Raw genomic sequence first — 16,453 nt, forward strand, 5'->3', positions numbered from 1 at the left:
GTCTATTCGGCCGCCACCTGCAGGACCAGCTTGCCGAAGTTCTTGCCTTCGAACAGCATCAGCAAGGCCTCGGGGAACTTCTCGAGTCCCTGGACGATATCCTCGCGGGACCTGAAGCTGCCTTCCTTCATCCACTGGCTCATCTCCGCGACTGCGACATGGTAGCGATCGGCATAGTCGAACACGACCATGCCTTCCATCCGGGCGCGATTCACCAGCAGCGACATGTAGTTCGCAGGACCGCGCACCGGCGTCGTGTTGTTGTACTGCGATATCGCGCCGCAGATCACGATGCGGGCCTTCATCGCCAGTTTCGCGAGCACGTCGTCCAGGATCTCCCCGCCGACATTGTCGAAGTAGATATCGACGCCCTTCGGGCAATGCTTCTTGAGGCCCTCGCGTACCGACTCGTTCTTGTAGTCGATGCAGGCGTCGAACCCCAGTTCGTTGACGACGAAGTCGCATTTTTCCTTGCCGCCCGCAATGCCGACCACCCGGCAGCCCTTGTGCTTTGCCACCTGGCCCACGGTCTGCCCGACGGCGCCGGCGGCGCCCGAGACGACCACTGTTTCGCCGGCCCTGGGCATGCCGATCTCGAGCAGGCCGAAGTATGCGGTCATTCCCGGCATGCCGAGCGCGTTCAGGTATTTGGGAAGCGGGACGGCCGCGGGGTCGATCTTGTGCAGTGCGACCTCGCGGTCGTCGGCCGGGCCGCTCCAGTATTCCTGGACGCCCAGCGTGCCGGCGACATGGTCGCCGACGGCGAAGCGCGGCGAGCGGGAAGCGACCACCTTGCCGATTCCGCCCGCCCGCATCACTTCGTCGATGGCCACCGGGCGGATGTAGGACCGTCCTTCATTCATCCAGCCCCGCATGGCGGGGTCGAGCGACAGGTACAGCGACTTGATCAGGACTTCGCCCTCCTTCAGATCGGGCACCGTTGCGGAGGTAAACTTCCAGTCGCTCTGCTTGGGCAGGCCGACCGGGCGGGCGGCGAGGCGCACCTGCTTGTTCGTGATGGATTCGCTCATGCTCAGTCTCCTTTGTTATGCAGCCGTCACTATACACAGAAGTGAACGATCGTGCGGTTTTTCCCGATTGTAACAATTTAAGTCGAGCTTGAACTTTTCCGCGCCCGAGGCAACAAAGCAGAACCGCGACGTTGCAGCGGTTCAATAATTTGCTCACTGCAACGCGAGTTCAGGTGTTGCCTCGTTTCCGATTCGTGCGCGTGCTCGTTCGTCTCGATGACACTGAAATCGTTCGTTCCACTACTCTGATCATTCAGGAGATCACATGCTTCGTTCCGAAACGCTCTTTGGCAAGCGCGACAACCAGCCAAATTCCCCCCTCAATACCGCCAGCGGCATCGTTCCGGGCGGTTCGGCAGGCGGCTTCTCGAAGAGCATGGCGGCCAGCGGCAATACCGGTACCACGGGCAGCACCGACAATGTCGCCACCACGACCGAAGGCGGCAGCAAGCTGATCGTCGGCCAGAACATCAAACTGAAGGGCGAACTCGCCGATTGCGACACCCTCGTTGTCCAGGGCCGCGTCGAAGCGACAATGGAAGCGCGCCTGATCCAGATCGCCGAATCCGGCGCCTTCAAGGGTTCCGCTGAAGTCGATTTCGCCGAAATCCACGGCGAGTTCGACGGCGAGCTGACCGTGCGCCAGAAGCTGGTCATCTACTCGACCGGCAAGGTGTCGGGCAAGGTCCGCTACGGCAAGGTTGTTATCGAGGAAGGCGGCCAGCTCTCCGGCGACATCCAGGTCGTCGCCAGCGGCGCTGCCAAGCCCCTGTCGGTTGCCAAGGTCGGCTAACAACCCTCCGCCACTGCAGCGCCAGCAGAATTGCGATGCGGCCGCGCCGCATCCCCGAAAACCCGGTTTCGCAAAAGTGAAACCGGGTTTTTCTTTGCCCGTCGCCGCAGCGTCGCCTTGTCCATGCGTGCGTCCGCAGGCAGAGGCGTGCGAAAATGGCAGACTTTCATTTGCAGCCATCCCTCTTGATCGCCATGACGCACCCGGAATACATCCTGACCCTGTCCTGCCCTGACCACCGCGGAATCGTGCATCGCGTGTCCGGCTTCCTCGCCGCGCACGGCTGCAACATCATCGACTCAGCCCAGTTCGGCGACGCACAGTCCCAGCTGTTCTTCATGCGGGTCCATTTTGCGGCGGAGGACGCATCGGTCAGCGACGCCGTGCTGCGTGCTGATTTCGCGGAGGTAGCGCAGGAACTGCGGATGGATGCCCAGTTGCACGACGCCCGGAAGAAGCCGCGCGTGATGCTGATGGTCTCGAAGATCGGACACTGCCTGAACGACCTGCTGTTCCGCTACAAGACCGGCCTGCTTCCCGTGGAGATCTCCGCGATCGTGTCGAATCACACGGATTTCTACCAGCTATCCGCCAGTTACAACATCCCCTTCCATCATCTGCCGCTCGCGGCCGGGGCGCCGCCGGAGGCAAAGCGTGCACAGGAAGAGCGGGTGCTGGAAATTGCGAAAGCCAATGGCATCGACCTGGTGGTGCTGGCGCGCTACATGCAGATCCTGTCGCCGCAGATGTGCGAAGCGCTGAAGGGCAAGGCAATCAACATCCATCATTCGTTCCTGCCCAGCTTCAAGGGCGCCAAGCCGTACTACCAGGCGCATGAGCGGGGCGTGAAGCTGATCGGCGCCACGGCCCATTTCGTGACAAGCGACCTCGACGAAGGCCCGATCATCGAACAGGATGTCGAGCGGGTCGATCATGCGATGGACCCGGAAACGCTGACGGCCATTGGCCGGGATGTGGAATGCGTGGTGCTGGCACGCGCGGTCAAGTGGTTCGTCGAGCACCGCATCCTGCTCAACGGCCACAAGACCGTGGTGTTCAAGTAAATCTGGCCGGGACGGTCAGGCGAGGGTGCGCTGCAGCCAGCGGCCGACGTCCGCGATCTCTTCCGGACACACCGAGTGCGGCATCGCGTATGCATGCCACTCCACCTGGTAGCCGAGCGCCTGCAGGATGTCGCGGGATTTCTCGGCGCGGTCGATCGGGATGACAGGGTCGCCGCGGCCGTGGGCCAGGAAGATGGGCGTGTCGTGGTTGGCGGCGTGTCGTTCTTCGGCCACCGTGGCATGGATAGGCAGGTAGCCGGACAGGCACAGGAGACCGGCAAACCGTTCCGGGTGCCGCAGCCCGGTCTGCAGGGTCATGGCGCAACCTTGCGAGAAGCCGGCAAGGACAATGCGGGAGACAGGAATGCCGCGTGCCTTCTGTTGCGCGACGAGCCCCTCGACCAGCGCCTGTGATTTGCGCAGGCCGGCTTCGTCCTCGCGTCGGCTCAGGTCGGTGCCGAGGATGTCGTACCAGGCGCGCATCACATAGCCGTTGTTGATCGTGACCGGCATGGCCGGCGCATGCGGAAATACGAACCGGATCGGCGGGCATCCTCGCAGGTCCAGTTCGCGCACAATGGGAACGAAGTCGTTTCCATCTGCGCCGAGACCATGAAGCCAGATGACAGCCGCAGTGGGATTGGGGCCGGACTCTATCTCGATTGTTTCCAGTGCGGGGTCGTTCATCTCTTGCATCAGGCAGCAGGTTGGTTGCGGATTGCCGATTTCGGCCTGAAGGCCTTGCACACCGCGTCGTCGGTCTCGATGTAGGGCCCGCCGATCAGATCGATGCAGTAAGGCACCGCGGCAAAGATGCCTGGCACCAGCTGCTTGCCGTCGGCGTCCTTCAGGCCTTCCAGCGTCTCGCGTATCGATTTCGGCTGGCCGGGAAGGTTCATGATCAGCGCCGCATGGTCCGCGGTCTCGCGGATGACCGCCACCTGGCGCGACAGGATCGCAGTCGGGACGAAACGCAGGCTGATCTGCCGCATCTGCTCCCCGAACCCCGGCATGAGCTTGGTTGCGACCGCAAGCGTCGCTTCCGGGGTGAGGTCGCGGCGCGCGGGACCAGTGCCCCCGGTCGTCAGCACCAGGTCACAGCAGACGTCGTCGACCAGCTCGATCAGGGTTTCCTCGATCCGGGCCTGCTCGTCGGGGATAAGCCGGGTGACCATGTTCCAGGGGCTGCGCAGCGCGGCGGAGAACCAGTCGCGCAGGGCGGGAATGCCCTGGTCTTCATACACGCCGGAAGAGGCGCGATCCGAGATCGACACCAGGCCGATCGTCAGCTCGTCCGGGTTACTCTTCTTCAGGCTGGTCATGCTCTTGGTCGCTGGACGGCGCGGGCGCCGCCTGCAGCTGCTTGAGAATCTGGAAGATTTCGCGGTAGGCCTTGGGAGGCTTGTTCTCTGCCTGTTCCTTGCGCGCGTTGCGAATCAGGGTGCGCAGTTGCTGCACGTCGACCGAGGGGTGGTCGGCCTTGAGTTCGGTCAGCGCTGCGTCGTCGGCAAGCAGCTTGTCGCGCCGGCGTTCGAGGGCATGCATTGCCGCGGTCTCGGCCTTGGATGCGCCTTTCCAGCTGTCGAGCACCTTCTGGATCGCAGCCACTTCGTCTTCCTCGAGCGTGCGCATCTTCTTGCCGACGAATTGCATCTGCCGGCGGCGACCTTCATGGTCCTTGATCTTCTGGCACTCCAGGATGACTTCGCGCACATCTTCCGGCATCGGCACCCGCATCACGCGGTCCTTCGGCTGGGAAACCAGTTCTTCCCCGAGTTCCTGCAGCGCGGTCATCTCCCGCTTGAGCTGCGATTTGGAGGGACGATCGTACTTCTGTTCGAATTCGGCGGAGCTGAAGCCGACGCCGCCGCCGCCCCTGTTCGGATTAACCATGGTCAAATGAAGCCTGTGTGAAAACGACTGCTATGATAACCCTTTTAATTCGATACCAAGAACAGCCCGATGAGTGATCCCGTATTTACCCATGGCCAGGAACAGTTGCAGCAGCTCGCGCAGGACGTCCTGCGTTACGCGAAGGAAAAAGGTGCGTCTGGCGCAGTGGTCGAGATCAGCGAGGGCAGCGGCCTGGCGGTCACCGTTCGCAAGGGAAAGATCGAGACGATCGAGCAGAACAAGGACAAGGGCATCAACGTCAGCATTCATCTGGGCGAGGAACGCCATATCCGACGCGGCAACGCAAGCACCTCCGATTTCTCGGAGCGTTCGTTGAGGGACACTGTCGAGGCCGCCTACAATATCGCCCGCTTCACCGCCGAGGACGATTGCGCAGGCCTGCCCGAAGCCGAGATGCTGGAGATGGAGCCGCGCGACCTGCAGCTGTGCTATCCGTGGCCGATATCGACGGAGGAGGCTGTCGCAATCGCCACCCGCTGCGAGGCGGCCGCATTTGACGTCGACAAGCGGATCACCAACAGCGAAGGCGCCAGCGTCTATACCGAGCAGTCGCACTTCGTCCTTGCCAACAGCCGCGGCTTCAGCGGCGGATATCCTTATTCGCGGCATACCCTCTCGGTGGCGCCGATCGCCGGGCGCGGCGGCAACATGCAACGCGATGACTGGTACACGTCGGCACGCGATCCACGCCTGCTGGCCGAGCCCGAGGCGGTAGGCCGCTATGCGGCCGAACGCGCGCTGGCCCGGCTCAACGCGCGCAAGCTCGGTACCCGCAAGTGCCCGGTACTGTTCGAGGCGCCGCTGGCCGCCGGCCTCCTTGGCGCCTTCGTGCAGGCGGTTTCGGGCGGCGCGCTGTATCGCAAGTCCTCTTTCCTGCTCGATGCGCTCGGCAAGCAGGTGTTCGCACCCCATGTCCAGGTGCTGGAGGATCCCCACATTCCCGGCGCGGTCGGGTCCGCGCCTTTCGACGAGGAGGGCGTACGGACGCGCCGGCGTGAAGTGGTGCGCGATGGCATCGTGCATGGATACTTCCTGTCGACCTACTCGGCGCGCAAGCTCGGCATGCAGACGACCGGCAATGCCGGAGGCGCACACAACCTGGCCATGACTTCGCTGCTGACCGCGCCCGGCGATGATTTCAGGGCGATGCTGAAGAAGCTGGGCACCGGCTTGCTGGTGACCGAGCTGATGGGGCAGGGTGTCAACTACGTGACCGGCGATTACTCCCGGGGCGCCTCCGGCTACTGGGTGGAGAACGGCCAGATCCAGTATCCGGTGGAAGAGATCACGATCGCCGGCAACCTGAAGGAGATGTTCCGGCAGATCGTTGGTATCGGAACCGACACTGTTGTGCGCGGCGGCAAAGTGATCGGCTCGGTGCTCGTTGAGAACATGACCGTCGCCGGAAACTGAACGAAGCCGGCAGAAGCAGACAGGCTCGCATGCGCGGGCCTTTTTTGTGGGCGCCTGCCGGCAGGGCGTTTGCGGCGGCGTCGCCTTCGGCATGCGTTCATCGCGCTGATCCGGCACTGCGCCGTGGGCATCAGCCTTGTCCGGCGTCCCCTTGTTCAGCATCCGCTTCAGCTTTACGCGGTCGAGGTCGCCGGTCCGCTTGCGGATGCCGACGGTGGCGTCGGCATTGCCGATCCGCTTGCTCGACCGCCGCGCTTGCGACATCATGCGCTCGATGCCGACGATCAGCAGAAGTCCTGCGACCGGCACGCCATCGCGCGAACAGGGCGAGGACGACCTGGCAGACCCCGCGACGCGTGCGGCACACTTCTGCGTCAAGCAGCAGCAGGAAAGCAGCGTCATTTGCCGGATCAGCGATACCAGCGTATCGATGACGCGGGCAATGCACACCGCGCCCAGCGTGAGGAAGATCGAAATGCGCGCTGCATCGTGCCTCACCCCCGATCCCCGCTCTACGTAATTCCACTTAAGCGCTGTTACGCAACTGCGCGTTTCCTGTTGCTACCACCGCATTTGCCAACCTAGAATCGCTTCCGGCAAGAACCGGCTTTCCGCCAGCGGGCAGGGCGGCCACCAAAAACAACTTTCATTGCTTCATTCCATAGGAGACGAAATGGAACGTCGTTCGTTCATCAAGAAGGCGGCAGTCGGCGCCTCGGTTGGCGCAGTCGCTGCACCGGCCCTCGCGCAAACCCTCCCCACCATCAACTGGCGCCTGGCGTCGAGCTTCCCGAAGTCGCTCGACACCATCTATGGCGCGGCCGAGACCTTCTCCAAGCGGGTCTCCGCGCTCACGGGAGGCAAGTTCAACATCCGCGTGTTTGCCGGCGGCGAGATCGTCCCGGCCCTGCAGGTGATGGATGCGGTGCAGGCTGGCACGGTCGAGATCGGCCACAGCGCGTCGTACTACTACTTCGGCAAGGATCCGACGTTTGCATTCGACGGCGTCGTCCCGTTCGGCCTCAACTCCCGCCAGCAGACCGCATGGTGGGACCAGGGCGGCGGCAAGGCGCTGACCCGCGAGTTCTTCAAGGACTATGGCATCGTCAACTTCATGGGCGGCAACACCGGCGCGCAGATGGGCGGCTGGTTCCGCAAGGAAGTCAAGACCGTGCAGGACCTGAACGGCCTGAAGATGCGCGTCGGCGGATTTGCCGGCCGCGTGCTGCAGAACCTCGGCCTGGTGCCCCAGCAGATCGCCGGCGGCGACATCTACCCGGCGCTGGAAAAGGGCACCATCGACGCCGCCGAGTGGATCGGCCCGTACGATGACGAGAAGCTGGGCTTCAACAAGGTCGCGCCGTTCTACTACACCCCGGGCTGGTGGGAAGCGGGCCTCCAGGTCTCCTTCTACATCGGCATCAAGGAATGGGAAAAACTGCCGAAGGAGTACCAGGCAGCCGTCGAGGCTGCTTCCTACGAAGCGCACGTGACGATGCAGGCGGAGTACGACGCCCGCAACCCGGCAGCGCTTGCCCGTCTGCTGAAGAACGGCGTGAAGCTGCGCCAGTTCTCCAAGGAGATCATGGAAGCCTGCTGGAAGGCGACCAACACGGTGATGGAGGAAGAGGCTTCGAAGAACGCCAAGTTCAAGAAGATCTACGAACCGTGGAAGCGCTTCCGCCAGGACCAGAACCAGTGGTTCTCGGTCGCTGAAGTCCCGCTCCAGAATTTCATGATCACCCGCAAGTAATCCAGGCGGGGGCATGGCCCCACCGGAAACCCGCAGCCTACCCGCTGCGGGTTTTTTTTCGGGTGCGAGGCAGTGGCGACAGGCGCCGTACCAGGGCCGCCGGTCTCCTGAAAAATGGTAATTATTTTCTATTCATGGCATGCTTCGACGGTGCCGGAAACGGGCAGTTGTTCCCCCCGGCCCGAAACAAGTGAATCAGCTACGTACTATTACGTAGCGATGCGCTGGAAATGAAGCTTCTTTTCTACAGGAGACAAAATGGAACGTCGTTCCTTTCTAAAAAAAGCGGCAGTCGGTGGCGCGGTCGGCGCATTGGCCGCGCCTGCACTGGCACAGTCGCAGCCGACGCTCAACTGGCGCCTCGCGTCGAGCTTCCCGAAATCGCTGGACACGCTGTTTGGCACGGCTGAAGTATTCAGCCGCCGCGTCGCCCAGCTTACCGGCGGCAAGCTGAACATCCGCGTGTTCGCAGGCGGCGAGATCGTTCCGCCGCTGCAGGTGGTCGATGCAGTGCAAAACGGCACCGTGGAGATGGGCCACACGGCACCGTATTACTATTTCGGCAAGGATCCGACGTTTGCGTTCGACTGCGCGGTCCCGTTCGGCATGAACTCCCGCCAGCAGACCGCCTGGTTCGACCAGGGCGGCGGCCGCGACCTGCTGCGCGAGTTCTACCGTGACTACGGCGTGGTGAACTTCCTGGGCGGGAATACCGGCGCGCAGATGGGTGGCTGGTTCCGCAAGGAGATCAAGACGCTGAACGACATCAAGGGCCTGAAGATGCGCATCAGCGCATTCGCCGGCCGCGTGATGGCGCCGCTGGGCCTGGTGCCGCAGCAGCTGGCCGGCGCCGACATCTACCCGGCGCTGGAGAAGGGCACGCTGGACGCCGTCGAATGGACCACCCCCTATGACGACGAGAAGCTCGGCTTCTACAAGGTCGCGCCGTACTACTACGCGCCGGGCTGGTGGGAAGCCGGTGCGCAGCTGTCGTTCTACGTCGGTATCAAGGAATGGGAAAAGCTGCCGCAGGACTACCACCATGCGATCGAGGCCGCGTCCTACGAGGCGCACGTCACGATGCAGGCAGCCTACGATGCGAAGAACCCGCCGGCACTCGCCCGCCTGATCAAGAACGGCGCCAAGCTGCGTTTCTTCTCCAAGGAGATCATGGAAGCCTCCTACAAGGCGGCCATGACGACCATGGAAGAGGAAGCATCGAAGAACGCCAAGTTCAAGAAGATCTGGGAGCCGTACAAGCGCTTCCAGCGCGACCAGAACCAGTGGTTCTCGGTGGCCGAGTACCCGCTGCAGAACTTCATGGCAGCCCGCAAGTAAGAACCCGGATGCGCGTCCCGGTCGCTGTACCGGGCGCAATACCGAAAACCGCCGCGTGCAGACGCGGCGGTTTTTTTTCGCCGATGCTTGCGGCGCGGGCAAGAAAAAAACCCCGCAGGGCAGCGCCATGCGGGGTTTGGATGAAGCGCTGCGGGAGCGAGGCGCTTACTTCTTTTCTTCGTCGGTGGAGAAGTTCAGCTGCGGCTCCTCGCTTGGCGCGGTGGTCTCGCCTTCCGTCGAGAAGTTGAGCTGCGGCTCGGACCCGCTCGATTCCGGCTGCATCATCGGCGTCTCGATCTTGAGCTCGAGCTGTTCCTTCATGTCGGTCTTCTCGGCTACCGACACAATGTTCGGGAAGGCGATGATCAACGCCACCATGATGATCTGGATCAGCACGAAGGGTACCGCACCCCAGTAGATGTCCGATGTCTTGACTTCCCTGGGCGCGACGGACCGGAGATAGAACAGCGCGAAGCCGAACGGCGGGTGCATGAACGAGGTCTGCATGTTCACCCCCAGCAGCACGCCGAACCAGATCAGGTCGATGCCCAGCTTCTCGGCCACCGGTCCCACCAGCGGCACCAGGATGAAGGCCAACTCGAAGAAGTCGAGGAAGAAGGCGAGGCCGAAGAACAGCAGGTTGACCACGATCAGGAAGCCCATCTGGCCGCCCGGGAGCGAGGTCAGCAGATGCTCGACCCAGAGGTCGCCATTGACGGCGCGAAAGGTCAGGCCGAACACAGAGGAACCGATCAGGATGAACACCACGAAGCAGGACAGGCGCGTGGTCGAATCCATTGCCTGCTTCATCAGCGAGAACGTCAGGCGGCGGTTCATCATTGCCAGGATCAGCGCGCCTGCCGCGCCCATGCCGCCACCTTCCGTTGGGGTGGCGATGCCAACGAAGATGGTCCCGAGCACCAGGAAGATCAGCGCCAGCGGCGGGATCAGCACGAACACGACTTTTTCTGCCATGCGCGACAGCAGGCCAAGCTTCAGCTTGCGGTTCAGTACGGCGAGCACGAAGGCGCCAATGATGCCAACGCCGGCCGAATAGATGCCGATCTCATCCGGCTTCGCAGTCGGGTGGCCGGAGAAGTAGTACTCGGCAAAACCGAAGGAGGCAGCTGTCGCAAGCGCCACTAGCACGAGCAGAGAGACGACGCCGCTCTTGCCGTTCGGCTCGCGCAGGTTGCGCGCTTCCAACGGCAGGGCGGGAACGGCGTGCGGCTTGAAGATCGATATGGCCAAAACGTAGCCGGCGTACATCGCGGTCAGCAGCAGGCCGGGTACAAATGCCGCCTTGTACATGTCACCGACCGAACGCCCAAGCTGGTCTGCCATCACGATCAGCACGAGAGAGGGCGGAATGATCTGCGCGAGGGTTCCCGAGGCGGCGATGACCCCGGAGGCAATCCGCTTGTCATAGCCGTAGCGCAGCATCACCGGCAGCGAGATCAGGCCCATCGAGATCACCGAGGCGGCCACGACGCCGGTGGTCGCCGCCAGCAGCGCGCCGACGAAGATCACCGCATAGGCGACGCCGCCGCGGATCGGGCCGAACAGCTGCCCGATGGTGTCCAGCAGGTCCTCCGCCATGCCGGAGCGCTCGAGAATGAGGCCCATGAAGGTGAAGAACGGAATCGCCAGCAGGGTGTCGTTGGCCATGATGCCGAACACCCGGTTCGGCAGCGCCTGCAGCAGCGCGGGTTGCAACAGGCCGAGTTCGATGCCGAGCAGGCCGAAGAACAAGCCGTTGGCGGCGAGCGAGAATGCTACCGGGAAGCCCGACAGCAGGAATACGACGAGGGCGCCGAACATGATCGGCGCCATGTTCGCAATGAGAAACTGCTCCATAACATTTGTCTCCGGCGATCAGTTGATTTTGTTTGCTGCTTTGATCGCCTCGATTTCCTCTTCGGGCGTCGTCGCTTGCTTTTCGAATGCGCTCGCATCCACCTTGCCCTGCAGGTAGCCGATGCGTTTGATGATCTCGGAGAGACCCTGCAGCGTCAGCAGCAGGAAGCCCACCGGAATCAGCAGCTTGGCCGGCCAGATGATCAGGCCGCCGGCATTGCTCGACATCTCCTGGCTCTCGATCGAGATCCAGGCGTAGGGGATGGCGTAGTAAAGGATGATCAGCGTCATCGGCAGCAGGAAAGTGAAGAAGCCGAAGATGTCGATCCAGACCTGGGTACGCTTGGAGAAGCGGCTGGCCACCACGTCGATGCGCACATGCTCATTGCGGCGCAGCGTGTAGGAAGCGCCCAGCAGGAAGATCGCCGAGAACAGGTACCACTGGATTTCGAGCCAGGCGTTGGAGCTGGTGTGCAGGACGTAGCGCACGAGCGCATTGCCGGTACAGATGAGGACCGAGATGAACAGTGCCCAGCTGACCGCACTGCCAATCTTTTCATTGAGCGCGTCAATGAACCTCGATAGCGAGAGCAAAAAAGACATGATTTGTCTCCATGATTAAAAACCTGTTTCCCCGGCCGCCTGGTTGTTTTGATCGGCGCCGTGCCGACTTCGGGCTCGGGGGAGTATATGTCATTTCATACAGCCGGCGACCAGTGTCCGGGGATGCCGGGGAACTTTTCGTTCGGATATGCAAACCAGCGGAATTTTTTCATGTTTTCAATCAGTTGCGCTTACGTGGAAATACGCATTCCGTTGAAAACAGGCTTGTTTTTGGCAGGAATCGGTGCCGCGCCGCCGGATGGCGGCGCGTGGAGGGAGCTCAGGAGAGGGCGTTGCGGTGGAAGGCGATTGCGGCCCTGACCTGGGCCGGGGCGGTGCCGCCGATGTGGTCGCGGGCGGCGACCGAGCCTTCCAGGGTCAGTACCGTGAAAACGTCAGACTGGATCAGCGGCGAGAAGGCCTGCATCTCCTGCAGGGTGAGGTCGGCCAGGTCGCAGCCGCGCTGTTCGCAGGCACGCACCGCGTGGGCAACGGCCTCGTGCGCGTCGCGGAACGGCAGGCCCTTCTTCACCAGGTAGTCTGCCAGGTCGGTGGCCGTCGCATAGCCCTGCAGCGCGGCCGCGCGCATGGCTTCCGGCTTGACGCTGATGCCGCGGGCCATGTCGGCGAAGATGCGCAGGGTGTCGACCACGGTGTCGACGGTATCGAACAGCGGTTCCTTGTCTTCCTGGTTGTCCTTGTTGTAGGCCAGCGGCTGGCCCTTCATCAGGGTCAGGAGGCCGACCAGGTGGCCGTTGACGCGGCCGGTCTTGCCACGGGCCAGTTCGGGAACGTCCGGGTTCTTCTTCTGCGGCATGATCGACGAGCCGGTGCAGAAGCGGTCGGCGATGTCGATGAAGCCGACGCGCGGGCTCATCCAGATCACCAGCTCTTCGGACATGCGGGAAATATGGGTCATGACCAGGGCGGCCGCGGCGCAGAATTCGATCGCGAAGTCGCGGTCCGACACCGCGTCCAGCGAATTGCGGCAGACCTCCTCGAAGCCGAGGGTGCGGGCAACCCGCTCGCGGTCGATCGGGAAGGTGGTGCCGGCGAGGGCGGCGGCGCCGAGCGGCAGGCGGTTGACGCGCTTGCGGCAGTCGGCCATGCGTTCCGCGTCGCGGCCGAACATCTCGACGTAGGCGAGCATGTGGTGGCCGAAAGTGATCGGCTGCGCCACCTGCATGTGGGTGAACCCGGGAAGGATGGTGTCGGCATTCTGCTCAGCCAGGTCGAGCAGCGCCAGGCGCAGTTCGCGCAGCAGTGCGGCGATGTCGTCGATCGCCCCGCGCATGTAGAGGCGGATGTCGGTGGCCACCTGGTCGTTGCGCGAGCGGCCGGTGTGCAGCCGCTTGCCGGCGTCGCCGACCAGTTCGGTCAGGCGCTTCTCGATGTTCAGGTGCACGTCCTCGAGGTCGAGCAGCCACTCGAACTTGCCGCCGGCAATCTCGGACCGGATCTGCGCCATGCCGCGCTGGATGTCGGCCAGGTCCTGCGCACTGATGATGCCCTGGTGGGCCAGCATGTCGGCATGCGCGAGCGAGCCCTGGATGTCGGCTTCGGCCATGCGCTTGTCGAAGAAAACGGAGGCGGTGTAGCGTTTGACCAGGTCGGAGACCGGTTCGGAAAAGCGTGCCGACCAGGCTTCGCCTTTTTTGGAAAGTTGTGCAGTCATGGATGGATTCCGGTGAATCCGTGATTATAGAACAAGCGCCGCCGGCGATGACGCCAGCGCCGGCGGCGCGCCGGCCAGGAAAGGCGACGCGGCAGGCGCCGGCACAGGTCCTGCGCCGGCGCCTGCAGGCTCAGCCGGTATTGCGCAGGCCCGCGGCGATGCCGTTGATCGACAGGTGGATGCCGCGCCGCACGCGTTCGTCCAGCTTGCCGCCGCTGCCGGTGGTGGCGCGGTGCCGCTTGATCAGCTCCACCTGCAGGTGGTTCAGCGGATCCAGATAGGCGAACCGGTTCTTGATCGAGCGCGCCAGCAACGGATTGCCGGCAAGACGGTCGCGGGCGCCGGTGATCAGCGTCAGGCAGGCCGAGGTGCGTTCATGCTCGTCCACGATGCGCTTGAAGATGCTGTTGCGCAGCTTGCGGTCCGTCACCAGCTCTGCATAGCGGGAAGCGACCGCGAGGTCGGTTTTCGCCAGCACCATGTCCATATTCGACAGCAGGGTGGCAAAGAACGGCCATTCCTTGACCATCGCACGCAGCAGGGCGAGACGCTTTTTCTGCTCCCTTGCGTCGTCCAGTTCATGCAGCCAGGCGGTGACCGCGCTGCCGAAGCCGTACCAGCCTGGCAGCAGCAGCCGGCACTGGCCCCAGGAAAAGCCCCAGGGGATTGCGCGCAGGTCTTCGATGCGGCGGGTCGACTTGCGGGAGGCCGGGCGCGATCCGATGTTGAGTTCGGCGATCTCGGCGATTGGCGTCGCCGCGAAGAAGTAGTCGGTGAAGCCCGGGGTGTCGTACACCAGGTGGCGGTAGGCGGCGTAGGCCTGTTCCGACAGCGCGTCCATCACCTTCTCGAACCCGGCGATGCGCCGGCCCTGCCGTCCCTGGCCGGGAGACGGCGCGAGGCTCGCTTCCAGCGTCGCCGCGACCAGCAGCTCCAGGTTGCGACGACCGATTTCCGGGTTGGAGAACTTGGAGGCGATGATCTCGCCCTGTTCGGTCAGGCGGATCTGGCCGTTGACCGTGCCGGCGGGTTGCGCCAGGATCGCTTCATAGCTCGGTCCGCCGCCGCGACCGACCGTGCCGCCGCGGCCATGGAACAGGCGCAGCTTGACCCCCGCGCGCTCGAACAGCTCGACCAGGCGGGTCTCGGCCTTGTACAGCTCCCAGTTCGAGGTCAGGAAGCCGCCGTCCTTGTTGGAGTCCGAATAGCCGAGCATCACTTCCTGCAGCTTTCCCTGCTGCTCGATCAGGCGGCGCACCTGCGGCAGCGCCATGAAGCGCTGCATGATGTCGGCGGCGCAGCGCAGGTCGGGTATGGTCTCGAACAGCGGGATCACCATCAGTTCCATGCGGCCGCCCTGCAATGCGCCGGCGGCAGCGTCCCAGTCCAGGTGCAGCAGACCGGTCTCCTTCTGCAGCAGCAGCACTTCCAGCAGGTCCGAGACGGTCTCGGTATGCGAAATGATGTAGTTGCGGATGGCCCGCTCGCCGTAGCGCTGGCGCACCTCGCGGGCGGCGCGCAGGACGGCGAGCTCGGACTCGGTCTCGGCACTGTAGTGGAGGAAGGGCGAGTAAAGCAGGCGCGGCTTGCCGAGTTCTTCCAGCAGCAGGGCGACTTTCTCCTCTTCCGGCAGCGACGCATAGTTCTCGCAGGCGCGGGCGCGGGTGAACAGTTCCGCCAGCACGCGTTCATGCACATCGGAGCTTTGCCGCATGTCGAGCGTGGCGAGGTGGAAGCCGAAGATCTCGGAGGCGCGCTTGAGGGTCGCCAGGCGCGGTTTGACCAGCATGGCGCCATGGTGGCTCTTCAGGGAATCGACCAGCAGCTGCAGGTCGCGCGTGAATTCCTCGGCATTGGCATAGGGCGCGGCATTGCCGACTTCCTTGCGCAGCACATGGGCGGCGCCCAGCGCGCGGGCAGTGGCGGCAAGGCGCGCGTACAAGCCGATCAGTGCGCGCCGGTAGGGCTCGTCGCTGCGATGGTCGGAGGCGTCAGTCGAGGCATCCGCCAGCGCCTGCAATTCCGGACTGACGCCGACCAGCAGCGTGGAAACCGACAGCTCCGCACCGAGGGCGTGCACTTCGTCCAGATAGAAATCGAAGATCGCAGTCGACTGGCGCGCCAGCGCGTGCTGCATGGTCGCGGCGTTGACGTTCGGATTGCCATCCCGATCGCCACCGATCCAGCTGCCCATCTGGACGAAGGGAGGCAGCTCGCGGTCGCCGGCATGGCGCTGCGGGAACTGCGCCGCGATTTCGCTCTCGATGTCCTCGTACAGGCCGGGCAGTTCGCGCAGGAAGGTGATGCGGTAGTAGGAAAGCGCGTTTTCGATCTCGTCTTCCACCGTCAGCTTCGAATAGCGCAGCATGCGCGTTTGCCACAGTGTTGCGATGCAGGCGTGCAGCAACTGCGCGTTGCGCGCGCTTTCGCGCGGCGTCAGCGGATGGTCGCGTTCGGCCAGCAGCCGTGCTATCTCGCGCTCCGCATCCAGGATGCTTTTGCGCTGGACCTCGGTCGGGTGCGCGGTCAGCACCGGCGAAACAAGCGCCTCTCGGAAGAAGCTGCGTACCGCCGAGCCAGGCACGCCTGCCCCGTCCAGCCGCGATAGTGCATACGCGATGCTGCCCTGTTGCGGGGCGGAGCCGGCAAGCAGGTGGGCGCGACGGCGGCGGTTGTGGTGCTGGTCCTCGGCGATGTTTGCCAGGTGGGAGAAATACGAGAATGCGCGCACCACCGAGATGGTCTGGTCGCGGGTCAGCTTCTTGAGCAGCTTGTTCAGCTCGGCGCCCGACTGTGCATCGGATTCGCGCCGGAAGCGCACAGCCGTCTGGCGGATGGTTTCGACGACCTGGTAGACCGCGTCGCCTTCCTGGTCGCGCAGCACATTGCCGAGCAGGCGGCCCAGCAGCCGGATGTCTTCTTTCAGGGGGGCGTCCTTGTCGCTTGAGGTCTTGCCTGCGCCGGCGGCGGCCGGTGTCTTTTTTGTCATGATGAACGGATATTTGCGGGAAA

At 63.5% G+C, this 16,453-nt stretch carries 14 protein-coding genes; 6 read left to right on the forward strand and 8 right to left on the reverse strand.

What is annotated here, in order from left to right:
* Positions 1 to 2: 2 nt before the first annotated feature.
* The gene (locus VIM12_RS04065) at positions 3 to 1,031 is read right to left on the reverse strand and encodes an NADP-dependent oxidoreductase (protein WP_331940336.1); all 1,029 of its coding nucleotides are present in this window, start codon (positions 1,029 to 1,031) and stop codon (positions 3 to 5) included.
* A gap of 265 nt (positions 1,032 to 1,296) precedes the next feature.
* On the opposite strand from VIM12_RS04065, the gene VIM12_RS04070 reads away from it, so the two are divergent.
* Together VIM12_RS04070 and purU are read left to right on the forward strand one after the other, a co-directional pair.
* A complete protein-coding gene (locus VIM12_RS04070; protein WP_331940337.1) occupies positions 1,297 to 1,824 on the forward strand; it encodes a polymer-forming cytoskeletal protein in 528 nt (175 codons plus the stop codon).
* A gap of 194 nt (positions 1,825 to 2,018) precedes the next feature.
* Entirely contained in the window at positions 2,019 to 2,888 is an 870-nt protein-coding gene (purU, locus tag VIM12_RS04075; protein ID WP_331940493.1) for a formyltetrahydrofolate deformylase, read from the forward strand.
* Positions 2,889 to 2,903: 15 nt separating this feature from the next.
* Here purU and VIM12_RS04080 read toward each other — a convergent pair whose 3' ends face one another.
* From VIM12_RS04080 to yjgA, 3 genes are read right to left on the reverse strand one after another with little or no spacing between them, the layout of a single operon-like run.
* Positions 2,904 to 3,575, reverse strand: a complete 672-nt coding sequence (locus VIM12_RS04080) for an alpha/beta hydrolase (RefSeq protein WP_331940338.1) — start codon at positions 3,573 to 3,575, stop codon at positions 2,904 to 2,906.
* 8 nt (positions 3,576 to 3,583) lie between these two features.
* The gene (mog, locus tag VIM12_RS04085; RefSeq protein ID WP_331940339.1) at positions 3,584 to 4,210 is read right to left on the reverse strand and encodes a molybdopterin adenylyltransferase; all 627 of its coding nucleotides are present in this window, start codon (positions 4,208 to 4,210) and stop codon (positions 3,584 to 3,586) included.
* On the reverse strand, positions 4,188 to 4,781 hold the full coding sequence (gene yjgA, locus VIM12_RS04090; RefSeq protein ID WP_331940340.1) for a ribosome biogenesis factor YjgA: 594 nt from the start codon (positions 4,779 to 4,781) through the stop codon (positions 4,188 to 4,190). The genes mog and yjgA overlap by 23 nt, the downstream gene beginning before the upstream one ends.
* A gap of 69 nt (positions 4,782 to 4,850) precedes the next feature.
* Between yjgA and pmbA the strand changes: the two genes are divergently transcribed.
* From pmbA to VIM12_RS04110, 4 genes are all read left to right on the forward strand, one after another.
* Entirely contained in the window at positions 4,851 to 6,215 is a 1,365-nt protein-coding gene (gene pmbA, locus VIM12_RS04095) for a metalloprotease PmbA (protein WP_331940341.1), read from the forward strand.
* A 226-nt stretch (positions 6,216 to 6,441) separates the two neighbouring features.
* On the forward strand, positions 6,442 to 6,735 hold the full coding sequence (locus VIM12_RS04100) for a hypothetical protein (RefSeq protein WP_331940342.1): 294 nt from the start codon (positions 6,442 to 6,444) through the stop codon (positions 6,733 to 6,735).
* A 153-nt stretch (positions 6,736 to 6,888) separates the two neighbouring features.
* Entirely contained in the window at positions 6,889 to 7,968 is a 1,080-nt protein-coding gene (locus tag VIM12_RS04105) for a TRAP transporter substrate-binding protein (protein ID WP_331940343.1), read from the forward strand.
* Positions 7,969 to 8,226: 258 nt separating this feature from the next.
* Complete coding sequence (locus VIM12_RS04110) at positions 8,227 to 9,306, forward strand: TRAP transporter substrate-binding protein DctP (RefSeq protein ID WP_331940344.1); 1,080 nt, start codon at positions 8,227 to 8,229, stop codon at positions 9,304 to 9,306.
* 165 nt (positions 9,307 to 9,471) lie between these two features.
* Here VIM12_RS04110 and VIM12_RS04115 read toward each other — a convergent pair whose 3' ends face one another.
* The 4 genes from VIM12_RS04115 to ppc all read right to left on the reverse strand — a co-directional run bounded on the left by VIM12_RS04115 (position 9,472) and on the right by ppc (position 16,430).
* A complete protein-coding gene (locus VIM12_RS04115) occupies positions 9,472 to 11,163 on the reverse strand; it encodes a TRAP transporter large permease subunit (RefSeq protein ID WP_331940345.1) in 1,692 nt (563 codons plus the stop codon).
* A gap of 18 nt (positions 11,164 to 11,181) precedes the next feature.
* Positions 11,182 to 11,766, reverse strand: a complete 585-nt coding sequence (locus VIM12_RS04120) for a TRAP transporter small permease subunit (protein ID WP_331940346.1) — start codon at positions 11,764 to 11,766, stop codon at positions 11,182 to 11,184.
* A gap of 280 nt (positions 11,767 to 12,046) precedes the next feature.
* Positions 12,047 to 13,441, reverse strand: coding sequence for an argininosuccinate lyase (argH, locus tag VIM12_RS04125; protein ID WP_331940347.1), 1,395 nt, complete (start codon positions 13,439 to 13,441; stop codon positions 12,047 to 12,049).
* Between the two features lie 130 nt (positions 13,442 to 13,571).
* Positions 13,572 to 16,430 carry a phosphoenolpyruvate carboxylase gene (gene ppc / locus VIM12_RS04130; RefSeq protein WP_331940348.1) on the reverse strand — a complete coding sequence of 953 codons (2,859 nt, stop codon included), beginning with the start codon at positions 16,428 to 16,430 and terminating at the stop codon, positions 13,572 to 13,574.
* Positions 16,431 to 16,453: the final 23 nt, after the last annotated feature.

The organism is Noviherbaspirillum sp. (genome assembly GCF_036563305.1).
GTDB lineage: Bacteria > Pseudomonadota > Gammaproteobacteria > Burkholderiales > Burkholderiaceae_D > Noviherbaspirillum.